Genomic DNA, 26,418 nt, shown 5'->3' on the forward strand with positions numbered 1-26,418 from the left:
TCAGTACCTCGGCAGCTCCGTGTTGAGCATGATTCGGGCCTGGGTGACGTAACGGGCTTCCTTGCCCGTTTCGTCCACCGCCGTCAGCGTCACGCGCACCCGGGTGGGCAGGATGGACTTGCGCTCCGTCCGCCGCGTGTCCCACTCGTCATCCCACTCCTTCTTCTCCGAATCCCAGTAGGCGAACTCCAGCTCCTTCACGCCTTCGAAGAGCACGTCCACGTGGCCGCCCTGCTCCATGCGCTCGTCGATGTTTGCGTTGACGCGCCGCTTGAGGTCCTGCCGGCCGCGGGCCTCCCGGTCCTCCGACGCCTCCACGAAGTACCCGACGATGGCCTGGTCGGACTCCTTCACGTCCGTGTAGAGGCGCTGGTGCGAGAAGGTGGTGAACAGCAGCTTGCCACGCTCCCCCACGAAGTTGCTGGGCCGGTCGTTCTGGTCCCGGAAGCGGGTGGAGTCGTAGCGGTCGCTGACGTAGGCGGAGCCAATCTCACGCGCCATGCGGTTCATGGCCACGCGGACCTGCCGGTAGCGGTCCGCGTCCACCTCCACCGTCTCCTTCGCCGTCAGGCCCGTCTGGAAGGCCATGGCCACCACCGTGCCCATGAGGGCGGTGATGGCGACGGCCACCATGACTTCCATCAACGTGAAGCCTCGCGTGTGACGCCGCATCATCGAGTCCCTCGGAAGCCGCCCGGCATCATCGGGTTGCCCAGCGGGCTGCCGCCGCCCATGTTCCCCCGGCGGCCGCCCAGGTCCTGCTGCGCGTCGGAGAGGCGGCGCAGGGGCTGGCGCGTCGTCGGATCCAACATGACGCCGTTGGGGCCGGGGATGGGGTTGGCCACGGGCCGCCCGTCCTGCGTCACCCACTGGTTGTCGGAGCCTCCGCCCTGGGCCGCGGCGGCGCCGCCGTTGCGGTCCGAGCCCGGCCCGAGCGACACGACGTGTGTCACCAGGTCGATGCTCTCCACCTGCGTGCCTTCCTGCCAGTAGACGGTGAGGTGCACCTCGCGGACCGTCTGGGTGATCTGTTCCACCATCTGCGTGAACATGGGCTGGGCCATGCCCATGGCCGCGCCGCCCATGCCGCCCAGGCCCGCGGGCTGAGGGCCGCCGGAGGACGCGCCGTCCTTGCCGCCCGCGCCGCCTCCGAAGAGGCCCGCCAGCCCGGACAGCGGGTCATCACCGCTGGCATTGTCGCCAATGGGCAGGTTGAAGATGGCGCCAATGAGCTGGTCCGGCGTCACGCCGTCCGTCTTGGGCGCGATGATGCGCGCGCGCCACTTGAACTGGTTCCAGCCTTCATCGGAGAAGTCCCCGGACTCCTCCTTGTCGTCCAGGCTGAAGCCGTCGTCGTAGAGGTCCTGCTCCAGGTCCGTCATCTTCGACCGGGCCAGCAGCGACGCCACGGTGAGGCGCTTGGTGTAGACGTGGTTGGACACCGCGCCCGCGTTGAGGTCGAAGATGGCCATCAGCGCCAGCCCGAGGATGGCGAGCGCCACCACCACTTCCAGCAGCGTGAAACCCTGGGCGCGCTTCATCGCGGCACCTCCAGCGCCTCGGCGACAATCTGCACCTTGCCGGTGAGCGGCGACACGTCCAGCGTCCAGACGTTGTCTCCCTGCTGCACGTAGACGTAGGCCTTCTCCGTGTAGCCCTGCGGGAAGAAGTAGAGGTACGCCACGCCGTTCTCCACCGGCTGACGCTGGTTGCGCGTCCACACGGAGACCTTGACGTCCGCCGGCAGCTCACGCGCGGGGACCTCCTCGGACGTGTAGGAGGAGAAGCGGGCCGCGTTCTCCACGCGCAGCTTCTCTCCCTCCAGCAGCTCCTGCGCGCTGGGGGCGTTCGTCCCGCTGCCGCCGGACAGGTAGTTGCGCCGCTCGTCACGGCCGCTGCCGCTGCTCCGGTTGCGCGCGGCGCGCTCGCGCTCGCTGTTCTCCGCGCGTAGCGTCTCGTCGCGGTCTCTCGCGGTGGTGACGGCGCCCTCCGCGCATTCGGCGTGATAGCGCGTGGCCTGCTCGCTCTTGGGGTCGGGAATCTCGAAGACCAGCCGGCACGTCTGCCCGCGCAGCGCCGCCGAGTCGTAGAGCGAGCGGATGAGGCCCGCCAGCTCGCCCGCGCTGCCCTTGGCCTTGGCGCCGGTGATGGAGCCGATGCCCATCACCGCCGCGGAGAACAGCATCGCGACGATGATGATGGCGATGGAGATTTCGATGAGCGTCAGGCCGCGCTGGGCGCGGTGGCTCCGCTTCGTCATGGCTCCGCCCAACCGGCGGCCAGCACACCGCCACTGCTCAGGTCCGCGTCAGGTCCCGTGCCGCCCGGCTTGCCGTCCGCGCCATAGGAGATGACGGCGCCCGTGGAGCCGTCCATCCAGTACACGTACGGATGGCCCCAGGGGTCCTCCGGCACGCGGTCCAGGATCCGGGCCTGGATGAGCGGCGTGAAGCCTTCCGCCTGGGAGGGGAAGCGGCCCATCAGCCGGTGGTGGGACTTGAACATGCTCTCCAACTGGCGGATGTCCGTGCGTGCCCGGCGCTGGTTGGTATCCAGCGTCCGGTCCTCCGTCACGTAGACCAGCGTGAAGGCAAGCCCCGTGGCGGCCACGAAGACGAACGCGAGGAGGAACCGCCCCAGTCTCCGGCGGCGGTCCGGCCCCTCGTGCGAGGGCGTCGGGGATGGAATGGCGTCGTGCTCTTTCATGCCCAAGCCCTGTCAACGTGTGTCGCGCGCGACTTGTTCGTCACTTCTTGGCGGAGGTCGCCGCGTCCGCGGAGGAGATATCCGCGTCGTTGCCCTCACCGCCGGAGGCGCCGTCCGCGCCATAGGAGATGATGACCGGCTTTCCGCCCTCGTTGATGTAGACGTAGTCGTTGTTCCAGGGGTCCTTGGGCATCTGCTCGAGCGCCTGCGCCTCCACCAGCGCTTGCAGGCCGGAGGCCGTGTCCGGGTACTTCCCCTTCTTCGTGTAGTAGAGCTTCATCGCGCCCTGGATGTTCTTGATGTCCAGCGCGGCGCGATCCCGGCGCGCGGCCTCCAACTGCGGGATGACGGCCACGCCCACCGCCGCGGCGATGAGACCGAGGATGGTGATGACCACCATGATTTCGATGAGCGTCATGCCGCGGTTGCGGCGCTGCTTCCTCTGCTGCTTCTGGCTCTGGCGCATGTGTGCTCTCCATCCCGGGTGACTTTCTGGCAGGCCACCCTTGTGTCGTCGTGTCTTCTTGTCAGGGCGTCCGGACGCTGTCCGCCGCCCCGGCGGGCGGGCGCGGTTGCTGGGGACCGTACAACCGGGCCCCCACGGTCAGCAGCGCCGCCGCCATGGCGACCATTGCCGCCAGGGTGACGCGTTGAATCCAACGGTCCGCCATGTCGTTCATCATTCCGCCACACCTCACCGGATGGCCGAGTTCACCTGCAGAATCGGCATCAGGATGGAGAGCGCGACGAATGCAATCACCGCGCCCATCACCACGATGAGGAGGGGCTCCAGCAGCGAGGTGAGGGCGCTGATGCGCACGTTCACCTGCGTCTCGTAGTTGTCCGCCACGCTGGTGAGCATCTCCTCCAACTGGCCGGAGCGCTCACCGATGGCGACCATGTGGTACACCAGCGGAGGGAATTCCCCGGAGCGCTTCAGCGGGTTGGCGATGCTCTCGCCCTCGCGGATGGAGTCGCGGGCCTTCTCGACGACCTCCGCCAGGACGGTGTTGGTCATGATGGCCTTGACGATGTCCATGGCCGCCAGCAGCGGGACGCCGCTCTTGAGCAGCGTGGACAGCGTGCGGGCGAAGCGGGAGATGGACAGCAGGCGCACCAGGTTGCCCACCACGGGGGCCTTGAGCGTGATGCGGTCCCACTTGGGCTTTCCCGAGGGGCTCTTCGTCCAGCGCATGAAGAGGACCACGCCCAGCGCCATGGCCGGCAGCAGGATGAACCACCAGCTCTGGAAGAAGTTGCTGGAGGCGATGAGGAAGCGCGTGCTCAGGGGCAGCGTGGCCTTCATCGTCTCGAAGATTTTCGTCACCTTCGGCACCACGAAGACCATGAGGGCCACGAGGATCCCGCCGCCCACCACCATCATGATGGCGGGGTAGAGCATGGTGCTGAGAATCTTCTGCTGCAGCCGGGCCTGGTTCTCCGTGAAGTCCGCCAGGCGCGTGAGCACCGCGTCCAGCGCGCCGGAGGCCTCACCCGCGCGCACCATGTTCACGTAGATGCTGGGGAAGATTTTCGGGTGCTGCCCCATGGCTTCCGCCAGGGACGAGCCTTCGTTGACGCGCTGCTTGATGTCGGAGAGGGCGCGCTTGAAGCGCTCCTTCTCCACCTGGTCCACCAGCGCGCTGAGCGACTCCACCAGCGTGACGCCCGCACCCAGCAGCGTGGAGAGCTGCCGGGTGAAGATGGCCACGTCGTCGGTGTTGACGCGGCCCCGGCCCAGCTTGCGCAGGTCGATGTCGCGCGCCACCAGCGCCGCGTTGGTGCCCTTGGCCACGGCGGCGCGGCTGCCTTCGGCCTGGGCCAGCACATCCGTGAGGAAGATGCCGTCGGCGCGCAGCTTGGACCGCAGCGTCTTGGGTGAGTCCGCCTCGAGCAGGCCCTTGATCTGCTTGCCCGCGGAATTGAGACCTCTGTACTCGAAGACCGGCATGGTTCAGGAACCCCGGCCCCTCCCAGGGAGGAGCGGTCGGCTACATGTCCTCCTGGGTGATGCTGAGCACCTCGGCGATGGTCGTCTCGCCCAGGGCAATCTTCCGCGCGCCGTCATCCAGCAGCGTCGTCATGCCCTTGGACGTGGCGGACCGCTTGATGGTGGAGGCGTCCACGTTCTTCAGCACGAGCTGGCGCACGTCGTCATCCACGGGGAGGAACTCGTAGATGCCGGTTCGCCCGCGGTAGCCGTTGCGGTTGCAGGAGGGGCAACCGGAGGCCTTGTAGATGCGGTCCACGCCGTAGCGCTGCTTGAAGGAGGCCACCGAGTGGCCCAGCTCCTTGAGCTCCGCGTCGGTGGGCTCGAAGGGCACGCGGCAGTCCGGGCACACGCGGCGCACCAGCCGCTGGGCCAGGATGCCGGTGAGCGAGGACGCCACGAGGAAGGGCTCCACGCCCATGTCCACCAGACGTGTCACGGCGCCGGCGGCGTCGTTGGTGTGGACGGTGGACAGCACCAGGTGGCCCGTCAGCGAGGCCTGGATGGCGATTTCCGCCGTCTCCTTGTCGCGAATCTCGCCGACCATGATGACGTCCGGGTCCTGGCGGAGGAAGGAGCGCAGCCCCTGCGCGAACGTCAGCCCAATCTTCGGGCTGATGGCCATCTGGCCAATGCCCTTGAGCTGGTATTCGACCGGGTCCTCGACGGTGAGGATGTTGAGGTCGGGCGTATTGATTTTCGACAGGGCGCCGTAGAGCGTCGTCGTCTTGCCGGAGCCCGTGGGGCCCGTCACCAGGATGATGCCGTGCGAGCGTTTGATGACGGCTTCCATCGACTCGAGCGTCTTCTGGCTCATGCCGATTTCCGCCAGGTCCAGCAGCGTCGCCGTCTTGTCCAGCAGACGCATGACGATGCGCTCGCCGAAGGACGTGGGGATGGTGGACAGACGGATGTCGATGTCGCGGCCGGCCAGCTTGATGCGGATGCGGCCGTCCTGCGGCAGGCGCTTCTCCGCGATGTTGAGCTGCCCCATGACCTTCACGCGGCTGACGATGGCGTTCTGGTAGCGCTTGGGCGGCTTGATGACCTCCTGCAGCACACCGTCCACGCGGAAGCGCACCAGCAGCTCGCGCTCCATCGGCTCGATGTGGATATCGCTGGCGCGCTCCTTGGCGGCGCGGAACAGCACGGAGTTCACCAGCCGGATGACGGGCGCCTCGTCGTCCTCGTCGAGCAGGTCCTTGGGCTCGTCCAGCTCGTGGGCGATGGCGTCCAGGTCCTGCGTTTCCATCTCGTCCACGAGCTGTTCCGTCTCGTTGACGGAGCGGTCGTAGACGCTGTTGATGGCGTCGGTGATGGTGGAGCCCAGCGCGATGCGCTGGCTGACGCTCTGGCCCAGCAGCACACGCACGTGGTCCAGCGCGGCGGTGTCCAGCGGGTCCGCCACCGCCACCGCCACCGTGTCACCCTCCAGGGACAGCGGGAGGATGCGTGACTGCTTGGCGAAGTTGATGGGGATGCGCTTGACGAGCTCCGCGTCCACCTCTTCGGCGAAGATGCGCGCCAGGTAGGGCAGGTCCAACTGGTGCCCCAGGGCCTTGGCCACGTCCTCCTCGGAGACCGCCTTCATCCCCACGAGGGCCTCGCCAATGCGCTGCCCCTTCTCGTCCTGGATGGCGAGCGCCTCCTGGAGCTTCTCCTCGGTGAGCGAGGGGACGATGGCGCGCAGGATTTCCCCCAGCGGGCGGCCACACAGGTAGGCCTGTCCGTGTGCCACGAGCTGCGTGGCGTCGTTGCGCGGGGAAACCGTGCCTCCGGTGGCGGCGCTGGTGAGGGCGGGGTCGGCGGTCAGGTTCATGGCGTCTACTCCCTCGGCCCCGGCTCGATGTGCTGGATGCGCAGGCGTTCGGCGTCTCCTGCCTCGGGGACCTGGATGGCCTCGGGCGGGGGCTGCTCGAAGTTCTGCGGGGCGGGCGCGGGCACTGGTTCTTCCGAACCATCTGGAGGCGGCATGCCTTCCCGCACCGCCGGTCCACCTTCATCCTCCGGGGAGGCCGGCGCCTGCCGCTGCGTGGAGGGCACGGCTCCCGGGCTGCTGGCCGGGGGCGGGGCCGGGGTGATGATGCGCTCGCCGGAAAGGCCCGGACCGCCGTTCTCCGCGCGCTGCTCCTCCTGCGTCACCTTCTGGCCCATGCGCGACAGCGGACCGGGCTTGCGGCTGAAGTCCACCGCCACATCGTAGCCGGGCACCTGGCCGTAGAACTGCTCCACGAACTGCTGCCGCTCCTTCATCTTGCGCTCGAAGATGACGCGGAAGTCCTCTGGCCCCCGGATGATGTAGGGCGTCAGGAAGAGGAGCAGGTTCGTCTTCGTCTTGCGGCGCGTGGTGTCGCGGAACAGGTGGCCCAGCAGCGGGATGTCACCCAGCAGCGGCACCTTGGACACGCTCTCCAGCGTGCGGTCCTGCATGATGCCGCCAATCACCAGCGTCTCCTGGTCCCGCGCGATGACCGTCGTCTTCGCGCTGCGGCGGGACGTGGTGGGGCCGAGCACCGGGTCGGTGGAGGCGATCTCCTCCGTCTGTTGGTTGATGACCAGGCGGATGTAGTCGCTCTCGTTGATCTGCGGCTTCACCGTCAGCTTCAACTCCACGTTCTGACGGGTGATGGGGGCGTAGAGCGAACCCAGGCCACCCAGGCCGCCGAGCAGGCCGCCGCCCAGTGCTCCCGCGCCGCCGCCCACGCCGGCCCCGAGCGAGCCCAGCGAGGTCGGGTTGAAGCCGGACTGGAAGGGCACATTCTGTCCCACCGTGATTTCCGCCTCCTCGTTGTCGCTGGTGAGGATGTGCGGCGTGGAGAGCACGTTCACATCCGAGCTCTGCTGCATGGCGTGCAGCACCACGCCAAAGGCCGGGATGCCCAGCTTCTCCAGCGCGGGGATGACGGGGCCCTGGATGCCGGCGAGGAAGCCGCCGTAGGACGCCAGGCTGGTGAGCGACAGGGACGGCGGCAGGCCCTGGCCGGAGGTGTTGGTGCCGATGAGGCCGGGCACCTGATCGCCGTTCGACGTGCTCAGGCTGAAGCCGCTGTGGAGGTTCATGCCGAGCCGCGCGTTGCGGTCCAGGTTGACCTCCATGATGACGGCCTCCACGAACACCTGGCGGCGCGGCTTGTCGAGCTGCTGGATGACCTGGACGATGTTCTTGTAGTCCGCCGAGCTGGCGACGATGACCAGCGAGTTGCTGCCCTTGTCGGCCGAAATCTTCACCTCGCCGCTGAACAGCTCCGCCGCCTGCGTCGTGGTGGGGCCGCCAGGGGCGCCGGGCGGACGGGCCGGCACCGGGGTGCGGCCACGGGGCGCGTTGCCGGTGCCCTGGGCCAGCGACTGGAGCGTGCTGGCCAGCTCCTCCGCGTTGGCGTTCTCCAGGTAGTAGACGTTGATGCGTCCGCCGCCGCTGGTGGGGATGTCAATCTGCCCGACGATGTCCTGGATGCGCTCGAAGGCCGCGGGGCTGGCGACGATGATGAGCTTGTTGGTGCGCTCGTCTGGGATGATCTGCGACAGCGTCACCGGACCGCCGGTGGCGCCTTCCTGGCCCTGGCCGGCTTGAGGCGTGGCCTGTGCCGCGGCGGGGGGCACATTGCGCCCGGCGGCCGCGGGCTGGCCGGGGCGGGCGCCCTTGGCCTCGAAGAGGCGCTGCACCGTGTTGGCCACGTCCTGCGCGGAGGCGTACTGCACCTGGATGATGCGCATCTCGTCGCTGGCGGCGCGCGTGTCCAGCTGGTGGATGATGCGCTCCAGGCGGTGGATGTTGGAGCCCACGTCGTTGATGATGATGGTGTCGGGCGGATACGGAATCGTGTCGCCGTCCTTGGACACCAGCTGCTGGAGCACGCCGCGCAGCGGCTCCACTTCCACGTTCTGCACGCGGAACAGCTTGGTCACCATCTGCTCGTTGGTGGTGTACGGCTCACCCTCCTCGACGATGGTCGGGATGGGGTTCTGCTTCGCCGAGCGCTTGTCGACGATCTTCATGAACCGGCCGTACTGGTAGGCGGCGAGCCCGTTGGCGTCGAGCGCGGCGAGGAAGGCGGAGTAGAAGGCGTCCGCGTTGACCTCCACCCGGCCATTCTCCGGGCCGATGATGGAGATCTTCCCGCGCACGTTCTCCGGCAGGATGAAGGTGCGGCAGGTGGCGTCCGCGACCGTCTGGACCAGCTTCTCGATCTCCACCTTGTCGAAGTAGATGCCGTAACGGGCATTGCGGCGGGCCTCCTCGCACGTCGGCGTGCGGCGGGGACCCGCGTTGGCGTCACCAGCGCTGGTAGCGCCAGGGCCTTGCGGGGAAATCTTCCGCTCTCCGGCGGAACCAGAGGGCGGTGAGCGGCGCTGGGCCTGCGCGGGAACGGCGAGCGCGAGGCACAGGCAGAGCATCCAGGACGGGAGCGTCTTCATGGAGGAGCGGGCGCTGCGGAGGTGATTAACGGACGTTGTACGACTTGCGGATCGGCGCACCGTTGCGCTCGATCTCGATCTCGATGCGGGCTGCGTCTTTCATCTTCGAATAGACCTCCAGCGCTTTTTCCGGGCTGTTGAGGTCGAATCCGTTGATGCGACGGATGACGTCACCATTCTGGACGCCAATCTTGGAGTAGATGGAGTCCGGACGGATGGAGAAGAGCTTGAAGCCCACCGCCTGACCGTCCTTGAACGCGGGCACGATGCGCGCCTGCATGGCGACGTTGTTGAGGTTGTTGAGCGTCTTGTCGATTTCCGCGCGAGGGACTTCGTACTCGTTCTCGCTGGTGGCGCGGATGCCACTGCCATCACTGGGCGGAGCGGTGTTGGCCTGGGCCACCGGGGGCGAGGGCGGCACGAAGGCGCCGTCACCCGGATTGCCGTCGATGTACTCGCGGCGGCCGCCGTTGATGATGATGACGCGCTCGCGCTCGATGTTCTCCACGGTGGCTCCCTGCAAGGAGTTGCCCACCATGTAGGTCTGCGAACGCTGCGTCGTCATGTCCTGGATGGAGGCGAAGGACCAGTCGGGGTTGCTCGCCACCAACGTGCCGAGCAGCTTGACCCGCAGGCCGCTCTTCACGGGCGCGGCGTTGGGGTCCACCTCCGCCGAAGCGCCGCCGGGCTCCTGAACCTCGGGCTCGGGTTCGGGGAGCTTGATGCCCGTCAGCCGTGACAGACGGTCCAGGTCGAGCATCGCCATCGCCGTCTCGATGCGGCGCGGCTGTGAAGGCGCGCGGGCGGACGACCCCCCGGTGGGAACCGGGGAGATGGCGGACTCGACGAACAGGTTCACCGTGCTCGCCGCCAGCAATCCGACGAGCAGGATGAACACCAGGTTCACCGTCCAAAAGTATTTTCGAAAGAAGAGTTCCATCACGCTTCCGGGAGAAAGCCGGGCCCTCATTGAGCAAGCCAGGTGCCATCGCGGGCCAGGCGGGCAAGACAGGACCTACGGCCAACTACTTGGAATTATTCCGGAATAGCAGGCGCCCCTGACGCGTGACGGGCCTTCCGAAACCCCGCCAGACAAATTGTCAAAAGCAGGCGGGGGGCCGTGTGACGCCCTGTCAGTCGTCGGTGTCGGGGCCAGGGGGCGCGGCGGTGGGGCCATCCCCGGTGGACTGCTCGCGCTCCAGCTTGCGGTAGATGGTCCGCGCAGCGATGCCCAGCAGCCGTGCGGCCAGCGTCTTGTCTCCGCGGGTGTGACGGAGCGTCTCATGGATCACCCGGCGCTCGATTTCCTCCATGGGCGTCCCAATGGGAATGACGAGCTGTCCGGCTGAGCCCAGCGGGCCCTTGCGCACGGATTCAGGCAGGTCACTGGCGTCCAGCACCTCGCCGCGCGCCAGCACCACCGCGCGCTCCACCGCGTGCTCCAGTTCGCGCACGTTGCCGGGCCAGGCGTAATTCTCCAGCACGCCCATCGCCTCCTGCGAGAAGCCGCGCAGCACCTTGCCGTTCTTGGCGGCGAAGCGGCGCAGGAAGGCGTCCGCCAGCAGGGGAATGTCCTCGCGGCGCGAGGCGAGCGCGGGCACGCGAATCTCCACCACGTTGAGCCGGTAGTAGAGGTCCTCGCGGAAGCGGCCTTCGGCCACCTCCTTCTGCAGGTCCTTGTTGGTGGCGGCGACGAGGCGCACGTCCACCTTCACCGTCTGCGTGCCACCCAGCCGCTCGATTTCGCCCTCGGCCAGCGCGCGGAGCAGCTTCACCTGGGCGGGCAGCGGCATCTCACCGACTTCGTCCAGGAAGAGGGTGCCACCGTGGGCACGCTCGAAGCGGCCCTCTCGCCGGGCCACCGCGCCGGTGAATGCGCCGCGCTCCACGCCGAAGAGTTCCGCCTCCAGGATGTTCTCCGGCAGCGCGCCGCAGTTGACGGCGACGAAGGGCCCGCGGACCCGCTGGGAGAACTCGTGCACGGAGCGCGCGGCCAGCTCCTTTCCCGTGCCGGACTCACCCAGCAGCAGCACCGTGGCGGTGGAGGGGGCCGCCTGGCGGATGGTGTCCAGCATGGCGCGGAAGGCGGGGGACTGGCCCACCATGGAGCGCCCACCCGCCGCGTTCATCTCCGCCAACTTCGCCTTGAGCGACTGGTTCTCCGCCACCAGCGCTCGCTTCTCCAGCGCCTTCTGGATGGCCTTCACCAGCGCGTGGCGCTTGAGGGGCTTGGTGATGAAGTCGTAGGCGCCGTCCTTCATGGCCGCCACGGCCGTCTCCACCGTGCCGTAGGCCGTCATCAGCACCACTTCCACGTCCGGGCGGATGGCGCGCGCGGCGCGCAGCAGCTCCTGGCCGTCCATGTTGGGCATCATCAGGTCGGTCACCATGGCGGCGACCTCCGGCCGGCGCAGCAGCTCCAGCGCCTCCGTACCGTTGGCGGCGGCCAGCGTGGCCATGCCCTCACGCTGGAAGATGCGGATGACCGAGTCGAGGTTCGCGCGGTCGTCGTCGACGACCAGGACCGTGGGGGATGTCATGTTGGGCGCAACCTCCTGCAAATCGTGTTCCCTTAAGCGGATTCCTCGTCCGGCTCCAGCGGCCCGCCGCCCATCCGGCCAATGTCCTCGCGCCGCACCTTGTCGACGTTGAACTTCCGGGCGCTGGCCTGCATCCGGTCCACGGTGGCGTCGAAGTCCGGCTTCCCGCCATCCTTGCGGAAGCGCAGGAAGTTGATGCGGGCGACGACGAAGTTCTTGAGGTACGGGCTCTGGAGGCCCCGCTCCTTGAGGGCGTCCACCACGGACACCACGGCGTCGTCCAGCTCCAGCAGCCGCCGGGCCCGGGCCTCGCGCAGGGGCAGGGCGTCCTCCAGGGGCGTGTCGAGGAAGTCCTCAACCGCCTTCACGAAGGGGTGGTAGGCGCCCGCGGAGAAGCGGGGGCGCTGCTCGTAGGCGGCGCCCAGGGTGATGAAGGCGGGCTCCTCGAAGAGGTGGGCGAAGGCCGTCTCCGGCCCCTTGCGCTCCGCGCCCACCAGGCCGCGGTACATGCGGATGACCTCCAGCGAGCGCTCCTTGAGGTTGTGGGCCTTCTCCGTGTTGAGGGCCAGAATCTGGTAGGCCACGTCCTCTTCGGGCAGCACCAGGGCGACAATGGCCTTGGCGCCCAGGCGCCGGCTGGCGTTGAGGCGGTGGTTGCCGTTGGGCGTCCAGTACCGGCCGTCCTTGCGCACGGCGATGACGGGGTCCAGGAAGCGATCCAACCGCTCCATGGCGTTGGCCAGACGCTTCACGTGCGGCTCGGACACGTCGCGCTGGTAGGGCGTGGGCTCCACCTTGTCGATGGGCAGCACGGAGAACACCACCGGGTGGCCGCCCAGCGGGTCGCGGTACACGCCGAGCACCTCGCCGCCGTCCTCGCGCACCGCCTCCAGCAGCTCCGTGGGGTACTCAACCGAGTCGCTGGCCACCTCCGCGGGGGACAGGCCCCGGGACTTCGGCTCCGCCTTCTTGCGGCGGGGCTTGCGCGGCGTGGCCGCCTTCTTCGCGGCGGGGGACTTGCGTGCGGACTTCGCTGCCATGGGCGCACCCTCCTCGTGCTGCTTGAAGCGTTCTACGAGGAGGCCCTGACACGTCCCCCCGCCGGCGCACGGTAGGGGGACGTGGAAGGGTGGGCTACTCGCCTGAGACGGTGAGCTGCCGGAAGCGGACAGTGGGCGCGCCCACCGCGCCGCTGCGGAACTGGAGGTCGCTGCCGACGCCGTCCAGGTCCTTGAGCATCTGCAGCAGGCTGCCTGCCACCGTCACCTCCTGCACGGGGTGCGTCAGCTCGCCCTTCTCAATCCACAGGCCGTTGGCGCCCGCGGACAGCTCGCCCGTCACCGGGTCGGTGCCGTGGCCGAGCAGGGCGGTGACATAGAAGCCGCTGTCCACCTCGCGCAGCAGCTCCTCCGGCGACTTCGTGCCCGCCTCCAGGTACAGGTTGCTGGTTCCGATGGAGGGCAGCCCGTTGTAGCTGCGTGACGCGTTGCCGGTGGTGCGGGCCTTCGCCTTGCGAGCGGTGAACGCGTCGTAGAGGAAGGACTTGAGCACGCCCTGCTCGATGATGGGGGTGCGCCGCGTGGGCACGCCCTCGCCGTCGAAGGGCGCGGTGGCCAGTCCGCGCGGCATGAGGCCGTCATCCACCAACGTGACGTGCGCGCCCGCCAGCCGCTTGCCCAGCAGCGAGGCCAGGAGGCTGGCCTTCTGGTACACGGCGTTGCCGTCCGCCGCGCCCGCCACGTCCGACACGAAGGAGGCGGCCACCTGCGGGTCGAACAACACGGGCACCTGCTGCGTCTTCACCCGCTTCGCGCCCAGCATCCGCACCGCGCGGCGCGTGGCCTCCCGGCCGATGGACTCCGGCCCGTCCAGGTCATCCAGGAAGCGGCGGTAGTCCATCCAGTAACCCGTCTGGAGCCCGTTGCCGTCGGAGGCCACCGGCGCGGCGTACAGGTACACGTAGGTGCCGGAGTACGCGCCCGTCACGCCCTCGGTGGAGGCCATGTACACCTCGGACACGTAGTCCCCGGCGCCCACGCCGTTGAAGGCGATGATGCGCGAGTCCTCCGCCCGGGCCGCCTTCTCCACCTCCAGCGCCGTCTTGATCTTCCAGTCTCCGGGAAGCTCGGCCACCTTCGTGTCGAAGAGCAGGCCGGTGTCCCCGAAGCGGCCCAAATCCTTGCCGGAGGGCAGGCCGTTGAGCTTGCTGGGGGCGGAGAACTCGGCCAGCTTCAGTGCCTGGTCCACGATGTGGTCCACGGCGGAGGGCTCGAAGTCGGACGTATAGGCGAAGCCCAGACGGTCCTTGAGCACCACGCGCACGCCCACGCCCTTGCTGGTGGACTGGGTGAGGTCTTCAATCTGCCCCTGGTGCACGCGCACGCTGCTCTGGCGGCCCACCTCCAGGAAGGCCTCCGCCTGGCGAGCACCCTTGCGCTTGGCGCGCTGGACGATTCTCTTCGCGAGCTGCTGGTAGTCCATGGTTGGTGCTCTCTCTCAGGCGACCTTGGTTCCGCCAACGGTGATGTTGTCGATGCGCACGGTGGGCAGCCCCACGCCCACGGGCATGGACTGGCCATTCTTCCCGCAGATGCCCATGCCTGGGTCCGGCATGGGGTCGCAGCCCACTCGTGACACGTTCTTCAGCGCCTCCGGCCCCACGCCGATGAGCGTCGCGTTCTTCACGGGACGGCCCAGCTTGCCGTCCTCGATTTGATAGGCCTCGCTGACCTCGAAGACGAAGTTGCCGTTGGTGATGTCCACCTGCCCACCGCCGAAGGTGGCGCAGTACAGGCCGCGCTTCACCTCCTTGAGGATGTCCTCGGGGGCGTGGTCGCCCGGGGCCAGGAAGGTATTTGTCATGCGGGGCATGGGCAGGTGCTTGAAGGACTCGCGCCGCCCGCTGCCGGTGCTGCGCTGGCCCATGAGCTGTGCGTTCAGGCTGTCGTAGAGGTAGCCCTTGAGGACGCCGTTCTCGATGAGGACCTTGCGCTCGCCGGGGTTGCCCTCATCGTCGATGTTGATGGAGCCGCGCCCGCTGGACACGGTGCCGTCGTCGATGATGGTGACCAGGTCGGACGCCACCTTCTCACCCAGCTTCCCAGCGAACAGCGAGGTGCCCTTGCGGATGAAGTCCGCCTCCAGGCCGTGGCCCACCGCCTCGTGCAGGAGGATGCCGCTCCAGCCCGGCGCCAGCACCACCGTCTGCGGGCCGGCCACGCAGTCCACCGCGCCCAGCGTGGCCACCGCCTGACGCGCCGCTTCCCGGGCCACGTCCTCCGGGGAGAAGGTGTCCCAGTGGCTGAAGGGCACGCGTCCGCCGCCGCCGTACATGCCGGTGCGCCGCTCGCCGCCCGTGCCCTGGGCCACCACCATCACCGAAATCCGGCACAGGTCCTGGGTGTCCTCGGTGTAGCGCCCGTGGGTGTTGGCCACGGCGATGCGCCGGGTCTGGTCCACGTAGCCGCCGTTGACCTGCTTCACCCGCGCGTCGAAGGCGCGGGCGGCCTTGTCGGCGCGCATGAGCAGTCCCGTCTTCAGCGACACCTCCACGTCCATCAGCGGGGGGCTGACGTGGTAGTGGCTGGGGACCGCGGCGCGGCGCACGGGGAAGCTGCGCTCGGCGCCGCCGCCCTGGGCAATCATGACCGCCGTGGAGGCCGCGCGCAGCAGCGCGGACTCATCCCAGTCGTCGGAGAAGGCGTAGCCCACCTTGCCGCCGGAGATGACGCGCACACCCACGCCCTGGACCAGGCCCGTCTGCGCGCTCTTGATGCGGGATTCTTCCAGCCGCACCGCCGTGGTGAGCGTGCGCTCGACGTACACCTCCGCGAAGTCGCCCCCCCGCTCCATGGCCACGGCGAGCAGGCGCTCGACCAGCGGCTGGGGCAGCAGGGCGACGGGCGTGGGCCGCCGGGCCACCGGTGGGGCGAGCTTCAATGAGAGGGCGCGCTTCGAGGGCGCAGACGCTCGGGGCATATTTCGGGACTCCCGCAGTGAAGACGATGGGGTATGTGACAGCCTACATAGGAGGGGGCGCCGCCAGGAGCAACGCTCAAGGGCCCCCGTTCTTTCCCTGATCCGCGGCCTGTCCGCATTCCCACCATGGAGACGGCGCTCTAAGATGTCCGGCGCTTCGAGACTGGAACCCACCCCATGCCTCCTCGTCCTCCTCCCTCTTCCCGTGCTGGCGCCGGCCGTTCCGGTGGTTCTGCGGGTGAGGACCCAGACTCCATGAAGTCCCCCTCCCGGCGCCGTCCTGCGTCCGAGGACGAGGACTTCGCCGCTCCCGCATCCGGCGAGGACGGCTACCCAGACGATGGGCCGCCCAACCCGGACCTCTATGGTGAGGAGTCACCGGGCCGCTCCCGCACGGGTGAGACGCGCGTGGCCTCCATCGAGTCCGTGGAGGAGGAGCGGCGCTCCCGCGACGAGGACGAAGACGACAACGCGGACGCCACGCGCGCCGGACCGCCAGTGCAGATGCATGTGCTGGACGGCCCGGACAAGGGCCGCAAGAAGCGCTTCCAGAGCGTGCGGATGGTGGTGGGCCGCAACAAGGACTGCGACTTCGTGCTGGAGGACCAGTCCGTGTCCCGCCGACACCTGGAGTTGGTGTACGGCCAGGCCGGCGTGGTGATGCGGGATCTGGGCAGCGTCAGTGGCACCCAGGTCAATGACCAGCGCGTGGACGAGTGTCTGCTGAAGCATGGAGACGAAATCTCCATGGGCAAGACGCGCCTGCGCTTCGTGGACGAATCGGAGCAGATCAAGGAGCTGCGCGCCCAGGCGGAGGTCCGCGAGGCTGCGGAGAAGCGCGAGCGCGAGGCGGCCGCCCGCGAGGCGGAGGAGAAGCGGAAGAACCAGGCCGCCGCGCGTGGCAGCGAGGTGGATCCGAACGACCCGCGCTTCAACGAGGCCACCAACGCCAACTACAAGCTGCCTGACTCGCTCAAGGAGAACTCCGGCAGCAAGGGCGCGGTGGCCGTACCCCGGCCCCGTCCGCCCATCCGCAGCACGCCGACGCGTTCGAACAGCGGTGGACTGACGGGCAAGCAGAAGGCGCTCATCGGCGGCGGTGGCGCGTTGGTGGTGGTGCTGGTCATCGGGCTGATGCTGATTCCGTCCGGACCTCCGCCTCCGCCTCCGCCGGACCCGAAGGTGGAGAAGGCGAAGGTGTTGATGCAGCAGGCGCGCGAGTCCGTGCGCGCGGATGACTTCGCCAACGCCGTCCGCCTCGTCGGCGAGGCGGAGAAGCTGGTGCCGGGCATCGACGCGGACAACCTGGCCCGGGGCGCGCGCACGCAGTTGGAGGTGATGACCGCGCTGGATGCCGTCCGCACCCTCATCGAGGAGAAGCAGTTCGACGAGGCGCGCGCGAAGCTGGAGGCGACGCCGCAGGGCACGGCGAAGACGGATGACATCCGCCGCAAGCTGGCGACGGAGCTGGAGGAGAAGGACATCGCCTGGCGGCTCCAGCAGGTGGAGGAGTCCTTCGCCTCGCGCGACCCGGAGACGATTCGCCCGCTCATCGCGCAGTTGCCGCCGTTGAACCGGCCGGCCTACGAGGTGAAGCTGACGGACCTGGAGGCCGAGCTGGCGAAGGAGGCCCAGGATGCGTCGCGCCGCACCCGCAACGCCAACGCCCGCGCGGCGGAGGTGGCCAAGGAGAAGCGCAAGGAGTTCATCGCCGAGGCCTTCACCGACGTGGAGCGCCGCTTCAACGGGGGGGACTACCAGCGCGCCGTCCTGGAGTGCGACCGGGTGATGGACAAGTACCGGGCGGACAAGGACGTGAAGGACCGGGCCCTGGCCCTCAAGCGTCTGATTCCCCAGTTCCGGCGCGCGCTGGAGGACGGGCAGAAAAAGCTGGATTCGAACTCGCTGGAGGCGGCGGCGAAGCCCCTGCGGCGCGCGGCGGAGCTGTACCGCCAGATTGGCTTCCGGGGCTCGTTGGGGAACACCATCGACGAACAGCTCGCGTCGTCATCGCTGGCGGCGGGGCAGAGCGCGCTGAAGAAGGGCGACCTGGGCGCGGCCGGCTCGCACTTCCGCGAGGCGCTGCGGCTCAACCCGGGTGACGGGCGGGCGCGTGAAGGACTGGAGAACCTGCAGAAGAAGGCGGAGGAGCTCTTCCTCCGGGCCTACATCCAGCGGGACAGGGATCCGAAGGCCGCGGCGGAGATGTTCAAGGTCGTCATCGAGACGGCCTCGGAAGGCTCCGACGTCAAGCGCAAGGCGGAGATGTATCTGAGCGAGCTCCAGCCGTGAGTGGCGGCGGGCCGACCATGATTTGCCGGGGAGAAAAGGGATGAACGAGTCGTCGCTGCGTGAGCTCGGGATGGACCTCATCGAGGAGCGCCAGTTCGAGCGAGCCCTGGCCGTGTTCGCCGAGGCGGTTCGCCGCGTCCCCGCGGACCACCGCTCGCGGATGCTGGCCGCGCGCTGCCTGGCGGAACTGGGCGAGCGTGAGCGCGCCGTCACCGCCTACCACGCCTGCGCGGAGGGCTTGCTGCGCCGGGACTACCTGTTGTCCGCCATGGCCGCGTGCAAGCTGGCGCTGGACCTGGCGCCCAACGAGCGGCGCTTGAAGGAGACGCTGTTTCGAGTGCACTCGCGCGCGGTGCGCAACGCGCCGGGCCGCGCGGTGGTGCCTCCGCCGCTGCCGCCCGAAACCCTCTACGACGGCAAGGTGGAGACGGACCTGATGGGGCTGCAGGGCGAGGAATTGTCCAGCCGCGCCATCGAAGTGCTGGCCGCGACGGACCCGGGCGGCGCCGCGGACCCCAACAGCCGTCCGCCGTTGCCGCTGTTCGCGGAGCTGGACCGGGATGCCTTCGTGGACCTGGTGCGGCTGATGGCGTGGCGCCGCGTGAAGCCGGAGGAGGCGGTGAGCCGCGAGGGCGAGCCCGCCGACTCCCTCTACGTCCTGGTCGCCGGCAAGGCGGAGGTGACGCGACAGATGGAGGGCGAGGCGCGCACGCTGGGCTTCCTCGGCGGTGGCTCCATCTTCGGTGAAATCGCGCTGCTGACGGGCGCTCCGCCCACGGCGACGGTGTCCGCGGTGTCGGACACGGAAGTCTTCGAGATTCGCCGCGAGCACCTCAACGCGGTCGCCAAGAGCCACCCCGCGGTGCCGCAGGTGCTGGCGGACTTCGCGCAGCAGCGCATGGCGCGCAACCTGATGGCCACCTCGCCCATGTTCCAGACGATGCCGGAGTCGGAGCGGGGCGCGCTGCTGCGGCGCTTCACCTTCCGGGCGCTCCAGGCTCGGGAGAAGGTGCTGGTGGAGGGCGAGCACTCGCCGGGGCTGTTCCTGGTGCTGGCCGGTGAGCTGGTGGTGCAGAAGGAGGACCCGGCGGGCGGCGTGGTGACGCTGGGCATGCTGCGCGAGGGCGAGGTCGCGGGCGAAATCTCCCTGCTGACGGGCCTGCGCGCGACGGCCACGGTGGCGGCGGCGCGCAAGACGGCTGCGGCCTTCCTGGAGCGCGCGGCCTTCCACGAACTGGTGACGGCCGTTCCGGACATCCGCACGTACCTGGAGCAGCTGTCGGACCGCCGGCTGAAGCAGATTGGCGAGGCGCTGCGGCCCGCGGAAATCATCGACGCGGACGAACTGGTGCTCGAGCCCGAGGCCGCGTGAGGGGGGCCATGGTGAACGTGACGCGCTCTCAGGTGGTGGGCGGTGTGCTGGCGCTGCTGGCGGCCGGCGCGGTGCTGTACTTCTGGCCGCGGCAGCAGCTCACCGTGGAGGAGGCCATCCGCCGCCAGGTGGTGGTGATGACGCGCGCCGCGGAGGCGAAGGACGTGGGCGGGGTGATGGAGCACGTCTCCGAGCGCTTCCGCTCCAACGGGCAGGGCGGCTGGTCGAAGAAGGACGTGCGCGGCATCCTCACCGCGCAGGTGCTGCGTGGCCAGTGGGTGCGCGTCTTCGTGACGAACCTGGAGGTGCGCGAGGTGTCGCCCTCGGAAGGGGAGTTCCAGGCGCGCTTCATCTTCGGCCGCTCCCAGGCGGAGAAGGTGGAGCACCTGGCCGCCGACAGCGTGCTGAACGCCTACCTCATCGAAGGCGCCTTCGAGAAGGAAGAGGACGGCGAGTGGCGCGTGGTGCGCGCCCGGCCGGAGTCCATCAGCCCCACCGACCTACTCTAGGAGCGAGCTCGACTCCGCCTTCCAGGCCTTGGCCATGCTGGCCTGGCCGGCGGACTCCAGCCGCTTCCGGATGTCCTCCACGCGCTCCGCCAGCGCCTCGCGGGGCGTGCCCTGCGCCCGCTCTCGCGCGAGGCCGAAGAAGTAGTGCTGGCAGCCGGCGGCGTGCTCGCCCTGCGCGAAGAGCAGGTCCCCCATGGCGGTGTAGGCCTCCGCCATCGTGCCCGCGCCGCTGTCGGGTGCCACGGCGGCCAGCAGCGGGCGGGCTCCCTCGTAGTCCTTGCGCGCCAGCAGCAGCGCGCCCTTGGCGTACTGCGCCTGGGCCAGCTCCACGCCGCGCGCCGCCAGGGCCTTGTCGTAGGCGACCAGGGCATCGTCCTGACGGGAGGCGGCCTCCAGCACGCCGCCGCGCGCCAGCCAGTAGCGGCTGTCCTTCTCCAAGAGGCCAGCCTTCTTGCCGTCCGGGGTGGTGGTCTGCACCGGACCGAAGGTGGCCTCGTACGCGTCCAGCAGGGCCACCGCGCCGTCGGTGTCACCAGCGGTCTGCAGCGCCCGCGCGCCGTCCAGGTAGAGCAGGGGGGCATTGCGGCGCCGGGCCACGGCCGCCTCGAAGGCCGCGCGGGCCTGGACGTCATGCTTCACCGCCAGGGCCCGGGCCCGGGCGAAGAGGGCGTAGTGCTCATCGGGAACGGCCTTCAGCGCTTCGTCCGCGGCGGAGAGGGCCTCGTCGGGCGCGCCGCGAGCCAGCGCCAGCTCTGCCTTCAGCGCGCCCGCGCGGGCCTTCAGTCCGGGCGTCAGCTCCGCGCCCCGGGCCTCCACGCCGGAGAGCACCTGCTGCGCTTCCTCCATCTTGCGCCCCTGGTAGGTGTGGGCCAGCGCGGTGGACACGCGGGCCAGCAGGTGGTCCGGGTTGACACTGGTGGCCTTGGCGAAGGCCTCCACCGCCTGCGGGTACTGGCCTTCGTCCATCAGGGCTTCGCCGTACGCGGTGGTGAAGCGTGGATCGCGCCAGGACGCTTCCGCCGCGCGAGCGAAGGCCTGCCTCGCTCCGGGAAGGTCGCCGCGCGCCTGGAGCGCCAGGGCCCGGGCCAGCGTCAGCCGGGCGTTGTTGGCGCCGCGGGCCTCGAGCCCGGCCAGGTACTGCTCCGCCTCGGCGGACTTGCCCGCGGCCAGCAGATGCAGTGCGTGGGCGCCGTAGCGCTCGCCGGACTGCGACTCCAACTGCGCGGCGCGGGAGAGGTGCTCGCGGGCCTTGGCGTCCGCGCCGGGCTGCCGGTGCTCCAGCCACAGCACCGTCTGGATGTCGGCAGCCAGGGCCTGGGCGTCACGGGCCTCGGCGTCGAGCTGGAACAGGGCGTCCAGCTCCGTCATCGCGCGGGCGAGGTCAGCGGGGTTGCCACGCATGGCGGCCGTGCGGGCCGCGCGCAGGTGTTCCTCCGTCTGCTTGCGGACGGTGCCTCGGTGGACGAAGAAAACCACCGCGCCCGCGAGCAGCACCGCCACCACGCCCACCTGAACCAGCGCGCTGGTGAGGCTTTCGCGCCGCTGCCAGTCCTTGCGCCCTTCGGTGCCCATGGACCTGTCCCCTGCGCTGGAGTTGGATGTGCGCCGGCCGTTGTGCCGGGTATAGAAGCCGCGCTCAGATAGGAACGGTCCCCTCGACTGTCAACGGGGGGCGGCGGCGTGAACACGGACGTGGGAGGTCAGAGGTATGGCGGTACACACGGCGCTACCCCGCGAGGCATTCGAGCGGGTCGCGGAGGCATTCGGGCTCGGGGCTGTGCGTGAGGTGACGCCCATTCCCCAGGGCTCCATCAACACCAACCACCGCGTGGAGACGCAGAGCGGGCGCTACTTCGTGCGCCACACCACGGTGCGCTCCGCGGACGATTTGCGCTTCGAATCCGCGCTGCTCGCGCACCTGGCCGCGTACCACTTCCCCGGGCCCGTGCAGGTGACGACGCGTGACGGCGCGACCTTCCTGGAGCTGGAGGGTGGCCGCGTCAGCGTCTTCCGCTGGCTGCCGGGCGAGGAGCTGCGCCACCCGGCCCTCACCGCCGACCACCTGGAGCGGCTGGGCGCGGAGCTGGGCAAGCTGCACCGCGACACGCAGTCCTTCTCCGGCTCGAGGGAGAATCCCTACGGACCGGAGACGGTGAGCGGCTGGCTGGAGGCGCTGGTGGCGCACCCGGATGCGGAGCTGGCGGCCGTGGCGCGTGAGCTGCAACGCGACATGGAGACGTCGCGCGCGGCGCGGCAGGGGCTGGAGCCTCGCGGCGTCATCCACGCGGACCTCTTCATGGACAACGTGAAGTGGCTGGGGGACCGCGTGGGCGCCTTCTTCGACTTCGAGATGGCGTGCCGGGAGGACTACGGCCTGGACGTGGCCATCACGCTCAATGCCTGGTGCTTCGACGGCGGGCAGTACCTGCCGGAGCTGTGCCGGGCCTTCATTCGCGGCTACGTGGACGTCCGGCCGCTATCCGCCGTGGAGCGCACGAACCTCTTCGGCCATGCGCTCTACGGGGCGGTGCGCTTCACGGCGAGCCGCATCCGCGACTACCACCTGTCCCCGCTGCCTGCGGACAAGCTGGTGCGCAAGGACTACCGCACCTACCTCAACCGGGCCCGGGCATTGAATGCCATGGGGCCCGAGGGCTTCGCCGCGCTGTTGGGCCTGTGAGGGCCCGACGGAGTCAGATGCCGGTGAGGATCTTCCAGGTGCCGTCTTCCTTGCGCAGCACCATCTGCTCCAGCTCGGACTCCTTCATCGGGCGCGAGTGAAGCGACGGCATCCGCCAGGAGGCGTTCCAGTAGTAGATGGCGGCGGCCACGCCGTCACCGACCTGGATGCGGCGGATGTTCAGCTCGATGCGAGGGCCCTGGATGCGGGGGAACACCCGCTCCAGGTAGGGCACCAGGTTCTGCGCCGTCAGGTCGTCGCTGGGGTCGTTCGGCGTGCCGCCGTCGTCCTGGAACGAAGGCGAGACGAGCTTCTGGATGGCCTGGGCGTCCCGGGCCTCCAGCGCGGTGCGGTACTCCTCCATGACGGCGAGAATGGCGCGCGTGTCGGAGTTGTCGACGATGTCCGTGCCGGGGATGCGCTTCGGGGCGCAGGCGGCCAGCAGGGACAGGACGCTGAAGGCGAGGAAGCGTTTGAGCATGGCGGGGCCTTATTGGGACAACCCAACGGAAGTCAACCCATTCCCAGGCCCCGCCGGAGGCGGGAAGACGACTAACCGGGGCGGATGACCTCGGCGATGAACCGGTTGAGCACCGGCACCTCGTTGTCGAGGATCTTCAGGCCCTCCGACTGGATGACCTTCTCCGCGATGAGCCCCAACGGCTTGAGGAGGAAGGGCAGCTTGAGGGCGATTTCACCGTCCATCACCCGCTCCGTCTGGCCACCGCCCACGTCGCGGAAGCGCATGGTGCCGGTGTTCACCAGCATCTTGGAGATCTTGTTCGAGGTGGGGATGTTCTCGAACGTCAACTCCTTGCGGCGCTTGTCATAGGTGGACGTCTCGATGAACGCGAACCACTCCGGGGGCACCGTCTTGGGGCCAATCTTCTCGATGACGGGCTTGGGGCGGTAGCGCACGCGGCGGCGCACGACGTCTCCGTCCGGCTTCACTTCCAGGGGCTGCAGCTCCAGCAGCACGCCATGGTGCTTGAGGAGGAACTCGAAGTACCGCTCGTCGAGGAGCGCGCGCTCCACCTCATCCACCGTCCCCTGAATCCGATGCCGCGACTCGAAACGCATCCACGTCCTCCTTGCCAGGCTGGCACGTCACCGCTGTCTGGCTGCCTGCCTAGCCGAAAAGCGTGGCTAGCGGAAAGCCTGTCGTGGCACCAGCAGTCCACGGAAGGTCTTCTCCTCGAAGTCGCAGCGCTCCCGCCACTCGTCGGCGGAGGCCCGGAAGGCGGCGCCAAAGTCCGGTAGTGCACCGACCTCGTGCCGCACCGCGCCGCAGTCTCCTGCCAGGTAGGCTGACTCCACCCGCATGCGCAGGGCTTCGCGGCGGAGCGCTTCCGGCAGGCCTTCCGCCGCCAGGGCTTGTTGCAGGTAGCCCGTGGCCAGCACGGGCGAGCCCACCTGCTGCAACCGGCGCCCCATGAGGTAGTTGAGGAACGGGTCCGTGGGCACCGCGGCCAGGGCGCGCGCGAGGATCAGCAGACGCACCTCGTCCTGGCCGGCCCGGAAGTACGCTTCGATGGGGGCCTGGCGCACGGCGTCCTCCATGGCGGCGAGCTTCACCTGGGCGGTGCGCGTCAGCTCCGGCCCGGCGTCCTTCGACAGCACGGTGTCGAGGAAGCGGCGGGCCTCGCCGGGCTGGTCGCGGCGCAGCGCGACGTCCGCCCGCGCCATGGCCACCTCCGCCTCCAGCACGGCCTGGCCCTTCATGCGTTCGCCCACCTCGGCGAGCACGGCGTCCGCGTCCGCGTAGCGCTCCAGTTGGGACAGGGCGACGGCCTCACCGATGCGGAAGCCAGGCTCTTCGGGCTGGAGCTCGCCGGCGCGGCGGTAGCGCTTCAGCGCGTCCTCGGGGTCACTCGCCAGCGCCTGCCGGGCGGAATCCGACAGTCGCGCCACCTCGCGAGCGCAGGCGCGGGTGAAGAGGCTGCCGGTGCGGAAGCGCGCGAAGGCCCGCGCCACGGAGGCTTCGTCCAGGGGGAGCGCGTCCACGTACTGCTCCCACTCGGTGACGAGCTCTCCCAGGGGACGGCCGTATGCGGCGTTGAAGTCCGCATGGGCATACACGGCTCGCAGCCGGTCCGCGCCATAGGTGTCCGCCAGGTAGCGCAGGAACGAGCCCGCCACCGTGTACGCGCGTGCGGGGGCCGACTGGTAGAAACCCTGCGGCCCCATCAGCTTGCGCATGTCCGGCGCCAGCTTCTGCCTGCGCATGCCCGCCGCCCACTGGTGCAGCGTGAGGTCGCCCTGCACCGGGCCGTCCGCGGCGACGGCGAATCCCTCGATGACGCCCATGAGCGGCCAGACGCCCAGCCGGGTGGTGACGCGGAAGGGGCCGCTGCCCGCGGGGGCCGCCATGACGTGCGCCAGCTCATGGTGGAGCACGGAGTGGGGGAAGGGCCGGTCCTGGATGTGCAACTCGTGGCGCCAGGGCTTGGCGAACTGGGTGCGGCCGGCGCCCACCAGGCGCTGCTTTTCGTGCTCGTCGCGGTAGAGCCAGACGTGGATGGGCTCGGTAGGGGCCACGCCCAGGAAGTGCCGCGTCTGGGCCCAGCGGAACTCCAAGTCCCGCGCGAAGCGGTCCACGTCCTCGCGCGGCTTGCCTTGCCAGTAGTGGAAGACGAAGTGTTCCGTCTCCCGCAGGCCGCCGAGCTCCCGCGTGAGCCACGCATCCGTCATCCGCAGGCCCAGGGCGGGGCCGCGCGCCTCCATGAAGGCGATGGCGGCCAGGGGCAGTACCAGGGCGGCCAGGGTGGCGCGGCGCAGGCCGGCGCGGCGAAGGCGCCCGGTGCCCAGGTCCAGCAGGGCGCAGGTGAGCCCCGCGAGCACGGTGACCCACAGCAGCGTCTCCAAGCGGAACCAGCCGAGCGCGGCGGAGACACCCAGGGCCTCGTCGTAGAGGGGCCCGGGCATGTGTCCCAGGAAGTGGTTGAAGGCGAACACCTGGGGCCCGGCGACGATGGGCCACGCGGTAGGCACGGCTGAGAGGAGGATGAGGAGTGCGTACAGCCCCGCGGCCCGGCGGGGGCGCTCGGCGGTGAAGCCGCACAGCACGCCCGCGGAGGCGGCCAGCGCGGCCGAGGGGAGGGTGAGCATCGGATAGAAGCCCACCAGTGCGAACGGGTCACACGCGGTGCGCAGCCAGGCGAACAGGGTGGCTACCAGGAAGGGGGGCACCAGGACGCCGATGTTGAGGAGCAGGGCGGTGCCCAGGGCCCGGCCCACCGCGCCTGCGGGCGTCTGGGGCCGGAGGGCGCCTGGTGGCGTCGGAGCGGTGCCCAGCAGGATGCGGCGCTCCTGGGCGGCCGCGGCGATGCCCATCCCCCCTCCGAGCAGGCCGACGGCGATGGAGAGGGCCAGGCTCAGCTCGAAGCCGGGGACGCCAAAGAGGGGGAGCAGGACGAGCGCCGAGCCCCCGCCCGCGAGCAGGAGGACGGTGGCCAGGACGGCAGGGCGACGCAACAGGCCAGAGGCGCGGGTGAGGACTTGCCGCATGGCCTCTCCTATACTCCCGGCCAGCATGTCCGAACAGAAGACAGGTCCAGAGCACCGCCAGAACGGGCGCGCGCCCATCGAGCTGAAGGTCGACTACAAGAAGCTCAACTCGTTCTTCGCGGACTACACGAAGAACATCAGCAAGGGTGGCACGTTCATCAAGACGAAGAAGCCGCTGCCCATCGGCACGCGCTTCCTCTTCAAGCTGACGGTGCCACACCGGGAGGCCCCCTTCGAACTGCTGGGCGAGGTCGTCTGGTCCAAGGCGGACGCGGACGAGCCCGGCATGGGCATCCGTTTCATCTACAGCAGTGAAGCGCAGCGGGTGGAGTTCGAGACGGTGGTGGAAGGACTGATGTCCGACAGCCTCGGCGGCGAGCTGACGGAGAAGCTGCTCAACAAGCCGCTGCACTCGCACTCATGAAGCA

Annotated in this window: 23 protein-coding genes; 5 read left to right on the top strand and 18 right to left on the bottom strand. The window is 69.3% G+C overall.

Translation table 11 applies throughout. The features are described 5' to 3' along the window. The 14 genes from FMQ63_RS19600 to FMQ63_RS19660 all read right to left on the bottom strand — a co-directional run bounded on the left by FMQ63_RS19600 (position 1) and on the right by FMQ63_RS19660 (position 15,630). On the bottom strand, positions 1-672 hold the full coding sequence (locus tag FMQ63_RS19600; RefSeq protein WP_026113980.1) for a type II secretion system protein GspJ: 672 nt from the start codon (positions 670-672) through the stop codon (positions 1-3). Then, a complete protein-coding gene (locus FMQ63_RS19605) occupies positions 672-1,541 on the bottom strand; it encodes a prepilin-type N-terminal cleavage/methylation domain-containing protein (RefSeq protein WP_011552578.1) in 870 nt (289 codons plus the stop codon). The genes FMQ63_RS19600 and FMQ63_RS19605 overlap by 1 nt, the downstream gene beginning before the upstream one ends. Continuing rightward, positions 1,538-2,260, bottom strand: coding sequence for a prepilin-type N-terminal cleavage/methylation domain-containing protein (locus FMQ63_RS19610; RefSeq protein WP_043612272.1), 723 nt, complete (start codon positions 2,258-2,260; stop codon positions 1,538-1,540). Before FMQ63_RS19610 ends, FMQ63_RS19605 begins: the two co-directional genes overlap by 4 nt. Further along, positions 2,257-2,706 carry a type II secretion system protein GspG gene (locus FMQ63_RS19615; protein WP_171452252.1) on the bottom strand — a complete coding sequence of 150 codons (450 nt, stop codon included), beginning with the start codon at positions 2,704-2,706 and terminating at the stop codon, positions 2,257-2,259. The genes FMQ63_RS19610 and FMQ63_RS19615 overlap by 4 nt, the downstream gene beginning before the upstream one ends. Positions 2,707-2,746: 40 nt before the next feature. Further along, positions 2,747-3,172: a type II secretion system major pseudopilin GspG gene (gene gspG, locus FMQ63_RS19620; protein ID WP_011552581.1), complete on the bottom strand. Its 426-nt coding sequence runs from the start codon at positions 3,170-3,172 to the stop codon at positions 2,747-2,749. A 61-nt stretch (positions 3,173-3,233) separates the two neighbouring features. Next, positions 3,234-3,389 carry a hypothetical protein gene (locus FMQ63_RS37485; protein WP_162295072.1) on the bottom strand — a complete coding sequence of 52 codons (156 nt, stop codon included), beginning with the start codon at positions 3,387-3,389 and terminating at the stop codon, positions 3,234-3,236. An 11-nt stretch (positions 3,390-3,400) separates the two neighbouring features. After that, the gene (gene gspF, locus FMQ63_RS19625; RefSeq protein ID WP_011552583.1) at positions 3,401-4,657 is read right to left on the bottom strand and encodes a type II secretion system inner membrane protein GspF; all 1,257 of its coding nucleotides are present in this window, start codon (positions 4,655-4,657) and stop codon (positions 3,401-3,403) included. 40 nt (positions 4,658-4,697) lie between these two features. Continuing rightward, the gene (gspE, locus tag FMQ63_RS19630; RefSeq protein WP_011552584.1) at positions 4,698-6,515 is read right to left on the bottom strand and encodes a type II secretion system ATPase GspE; all 1,818 of its coding nucleotides are present in this window, start codon (positions 6,513-6,515) and stop codon (positions 4,698-4,700) included. 5 nt (positions 6,516-6,520) lie between these two features. Next, the gene (gene gspD, locus FMQ63_RS19635; RefSeq protein ID WP_011552585.1) at positions 6,521-9,112 is read right to left on the bottom strand and encodes a type II secretion system secretin GspD; all 2,592 of its coding nucleotides are present in this window, start codon (positions 9,110-9,112) and stop codon (positions 6,521-6,523) included. A gap of 25 nt (positions 9,113-9,137) precedes the next feature. Next, a complete protein-coding gene (gene gspC / locus FMQ63_RS19640) occupies positions 9,138-10,052 on the bottom strand; it encodes a type II secretion system protein GspC (RefSeq protein WP_026113979.1) in 915 nt (304 codons plus the stop codon). Between the two features lie 193 nt (positions 10,053-10,245). Then, on the bottom strand, positions 10,246-11,652 hold the full coding sequence (locus FMQ63_RS19645; RefSeq protein WP_011552587.1) for a sigma-54 dependent transcriptional regulator: 1,407 nt from the start codon (positions 11,650-11,652) through the stop codon (positions 10,246-10,248). A 32-nt stretch (positions 11,653-11,684) separates the two neighbouring features. Then, positions 11,685-12,692: a ParB/RepB/Spo0J family partition protein gene (locus FMQ63_RS19650; protein WP_020477628.1), complete on the bottom strand. Its 1,008-nt coding sequence runs from the start codon at positions 12,690-12,692 to the stop codon at positions 11,685-11,687. A 94-nt stretch (positions 12,693-12,786) separates the two neighbouring features. Further along, positions 12,787-14,133 (bottom strand): TldD/PmbA family protein, encoded by a 1,347-nt coding sequence (locus tag FMQ63_RS19655; protein ID WP_011552589.1) that lies wholly within the window; start codon positions 14,131-14,133, stop codon positions 12,787-12,789. 15 nt (positions 14,134-14,148) lie between these two features. Then, on the bottom strand, positions 14,149-15,630 hold the full coding sequence (locus FMQ63_RS19660) for a TldD/PmbA family protein (RefSeq protein WP_011552590.1): 1,482 nt from the start codon (positions 15,628-15,630) through the stop codon (positions 14,149-14,151). A 177-nt stretch (positions 15,631-15,807) separates the two neighbouring features. Between FMQ63_RS19660 and FMQ63_RS19665 the strand changes: the two genes are divergently transcribed. From FMQ63_RS19665 to FMQ63_RS19675, 3 genes are read left to right on the top strand one after another with little or no spacing between them, the layout of a single operon-like run. Beyond that, positions 15,808-17,922 carry an FHA domain-containing protein gene (locus FMQ63_RS19665; RefSeq protein WP_011552591.1) on the top strand — a complete coding sequence of 705 codons (2,115 nt, stop codon included), beginning with the start codon at positions 15,808-15,810 and terminating at the stop codon, positions 17,920-17,922. A 40-nt stretch (positions 17,923-17,962) separates the two neighbouring features. Further along, a complete protein-coding gene (locus FMQ63_RS19670) occupies positions 17,963-19,294 on the top strand; it encodes a cyclic nucleotide-binding domain-containing protein (RefSeq protein ID WP_026113978.1) in 1,332 nt (443 codons plus the stop codon). 8 nt (positions 19,295-19,302) lie between these two features. Then, positions 19,303-19,803 (top strand): hypothetical protein, encoded by a 501-nt coding sequence (locus FMQ63_RS19675; protein ID WP_171442529.1) that lies wholly within the window; start codon positions 19,303-19,305, stop codon positions 19,801-19,803. On the opposite strand, the gene FMQ63_RS19680 is transcribed toward FMQ63_RS19675, so the two are convergent. Then, positions 19,795-21,375, bottom strand: a complete 1,581-nt coding sequence (locus tag FMQ63_RS19680; protein WP_011552594.1) for a tetratricopeptide repeat protein — start codon at positions 21,373-21,375, stop codon at positions 19,795-19,797. The two genes, FMQ63_RS19675 and FMQ63_RS19680, sit on opposite strands and share 9 nt — an antisense overlap. Before the next feature lie 136 nt (positions 21,376-21,511). Between FMQ63_RS19680 and FMQ63_RS19685 the strand changes: the two genes are divergently transcribed. Continuing rightward, a complete protein-coding gene (locus FMQ63_RS19685) occupies positions 21,512-22,483 on the top strand; it encodes a homoserine kinase (protein WP_011552595.1) in 972 nt (323 codons plus the stop codon). Between the two features lie 13 nt (positions 22,484-22,496). Here the strand turns inward: FMQ63_RS19685 and FMQ63_RS19690 are convergent, their stop codons facing one another. From FMQ63_RS19690 to FMQ63_RS19700, 3 genes are all read right to left on the bottom strand, one after another. Then, the gene (locus FMQ63_RS19690) at positions 22,497-22,964 is read right to left on the bottom strand and encodes a nuclear transport factor 2 family protein (RefSeq protein WP_011552596.1); all 468 of its coding nucleotides are present in this window, start codon (positions 22,962-22,964) and stop codon (positions 22,497-22,499) included. 71 nt (positions 22,965-23,035) lie between these two features. Next, the gene (locus FMQ63_RS19695; RefSeq protein ID WP_011552597.1) at positions 23,036-23,563 is read right to left on the bottom strand and encodes a hypothetical protein; all 528 of its coding nucleotides are present in this window, start codon (positions 23,561-23,563) and stop codon (positions 23,036-23,038) included. 66 nt (positions 23,564-23,629) lie between these two features. Beyond that, positions 23,630-25,990 carry a hypothetical protein gene (locus tag FMQ63_RS19700; protein WP_026113977.1) on the bottom strand — a complete coding sequence of 787 codons (2,361 nt, stop codon included), beginning with the start codon at positions 25,988-25,990 and terminating at the stop codon, positions 23,630-23,632. A 25-nt stretch (positions 25,991-26,015) separates the two neighbouring features. Between FMQ63_RS19700 and plpQ the strand changes: the two genes are divergently transcribed. Continuing rightward, positions 26,016-26,414, top strand: a complete 399-nt coding sequence (plpQ, locus tag FMQ63_RS19705) for a motility regulator PlpA (protein ID WP_002639025.1) — start codon at positions 26,016-26,018, stop codon at positions 26,412-26,414. The last annotated feature ends 4 nt before the right edge of the window (positions 26,415-26,418 follow it).

Origin of the sequence: Myxococcus sp. CA005 (assembly GCF_006518205.1) — a bacterium.
GTDB lineage: Bacteria > Myxococcota > Myxococcia > Myxococcales > Myxococcaceae > Myxococcus > Myxococcus xanthus.

What these genes read in the sequence shown, in the direction of transcription:
- FMQ63_RS19650 (WP_020477628.1), bottom strand. Translation starts at nt 12,692, where the DNA reads ATGGCAGCGAAGTCCGCACGCAAGTCCCCCGCCGCGAAGAAGGCGGCC.
- FMQ63_RS19660 (WP_011552590.1), bottom strand. Translation starts at nt 15,630, where the DNA reads ATGCCCCGAGCGTCTGCGCCCTCGAAGCGCGCCCTCTCATTGAAGCTC.
- FMQ63_RS19600 (WP_026113980.1), bottom strand. Translation starts at nt 672, where the DNA reads ATGCGGCGTCACACGCGAGGCTTCACGTTGATGGAAGTCATGGTGGCC.
- FMQ63_RS19685 (WP_011552595.1), top strand. Translation starts at nt 21,512, where the DNA reads ATGGCGGTACACACGGCGCTACCCCGCGAGGCATTCGAGCGGGTCGCG.
- FMQ63_RS37485 (WP_162295072.1), bottom strand. Translation starts at nt 3,389, where the DNA reads ATGATGAACGACATGGCGGACCGTTGGATTCAACGCGTCACCCTGGCG.
- FMQ63_RS19605 (WP_011552578.1), bottom strand. Translation starts at nt 1,541, where the DNA reads ATGAAGCGCGCCCAGGGTTTCACGCTGCTGGAAGTGGTGGTGGCGCTC.
- FMQ63_RS19695 (WP_011552597.1), bottom strand. Translation starts at nt 23,563, where the DNA reads ATGCGTTTCGAGTCGCGGCATCGGATTCAGGGGACGGTGGATGAGGTG.
- gspF (WP_011552583.1), bottom strand. Translation starts at nt 4,657, where the DNA reads ATGCCGGTCTTCGAGTACAGAGGTCTCAATTCCGCGGGCAAGCAGATC.
- gspD (WP_011552585.1), bottom strand. Translation starts at nt 9,112, where the DNA reads ATGAAGACGCTCCCGTCCTGGATGCTCTGCCTGTGCCTCGCGCTCGCC.
- FMQ63_RS19700 (WP_026113977.1), bottom strand. Translation starts at nt 25,990, where the DNA reads ATGCGGCAAGTCCTCACCCGCGCCTCTGGCCTGTTGCGTCGCCCTGCC.
- FMQ63_RS19615 (WP_171452252.1), bottom strand. Translation starts at nt 2,706, where the DNA reads ATGAAAGAGCACGACGCCATTCCATCCCCGACGCCCTCGCACGAGGGG.
- FMQ63_RS19670 (WP_026113978.1), top strand. Translation starts at nt 17,963, where the DNA reads ATGAACGAGTCGTCGCTGCGTGAGCTCGGGATGGACCTCATCGAGGAG.
- FMQ63_RS19655 (WP_011552589.1), bottom strand. Translation starts at nt 14,133, where the DNA reads ATGGACTACCAGCAGCTCGCGAAGAGAATCGTCCAGCGCGCCAAGCGC.
- FMQ63_RS19610 (WP_043612272.1), bottom strand. Translation starts at nt 2,260, where the DNA reads ATGACGAAGCGGAGCCACCGCGCCCAGCGCGGCCTGACGCTCATCGAA.
- FMQ63_RS19675 (WP_171442529.1), top strand. Translation starts at nt 19,303, where the DNA reads ATGGTGAACGTGACGCGCTCTCAGGTGGTGGGCGGTGTGCTGGCGCTG.
- FMQ63_RS19645 (WP_011552587.1), bottom strand. Translation starts at nt 11,652, where the DNA reads ATGACATCCCCCACGGTCCTGGTCGTCGACGACGACCGCGCGAACCTC.
- gspC (WP_026113979.1), bottom strand. Translation starts at nt 10,052, where the DNA reads ATGGAACTCTTCTTTCGAAAATACTTTTGGACGGTGAACCTGGTGTTC.
- gspE (WP_011552584.1), bottom strand. Translation starts at nt 6,515, where the DNA reads ATGAACCTGACCGCCGACCCCGCCCTCACCAGCGCCGCCACCGGAGGC.
- FMQ63_RS19690 (WP_011552596.1), bottom strand. Translation starts at nt 22,964, where the DNA reads ATGCTCAAACGCTTCCTCGCCTTCAGCGTCCTGTCCCTGCTGGCCGCC.
- plpQ (WP_002639025.1), top strand. Translation starts at nt 26,016, where the DNA reads ATGTCCGAACAGAAGACAGGTCCAGAGCACCGCCAGAACGGGCGCGCG.
- FMQ63_RS19665 (WP_011552591.1), top strand. Translation starts at nt 15,808, where the DNA reads ATGCCTCCTCGTCCTCCTCCCTCTTCCCGTGCTGGCGCCGGCCGTTCC.
- gspG (WP_011552581.1), bottom strand. Translation starts at nt 3,172, where the DNA reads ATGCGCCAGAGCCAGAAGCAGCAGAGGAAGCAGCGCCGCAACCGCGGC.
- FMQ63_RS19680 (WP_011552594.1), bottom strand. Translation starts at nt 21,375, where the DNA reads ATGGGCACCGAAGGGCGCAAGGACTGGCAGCGGCGCGAAAGCCTCACC.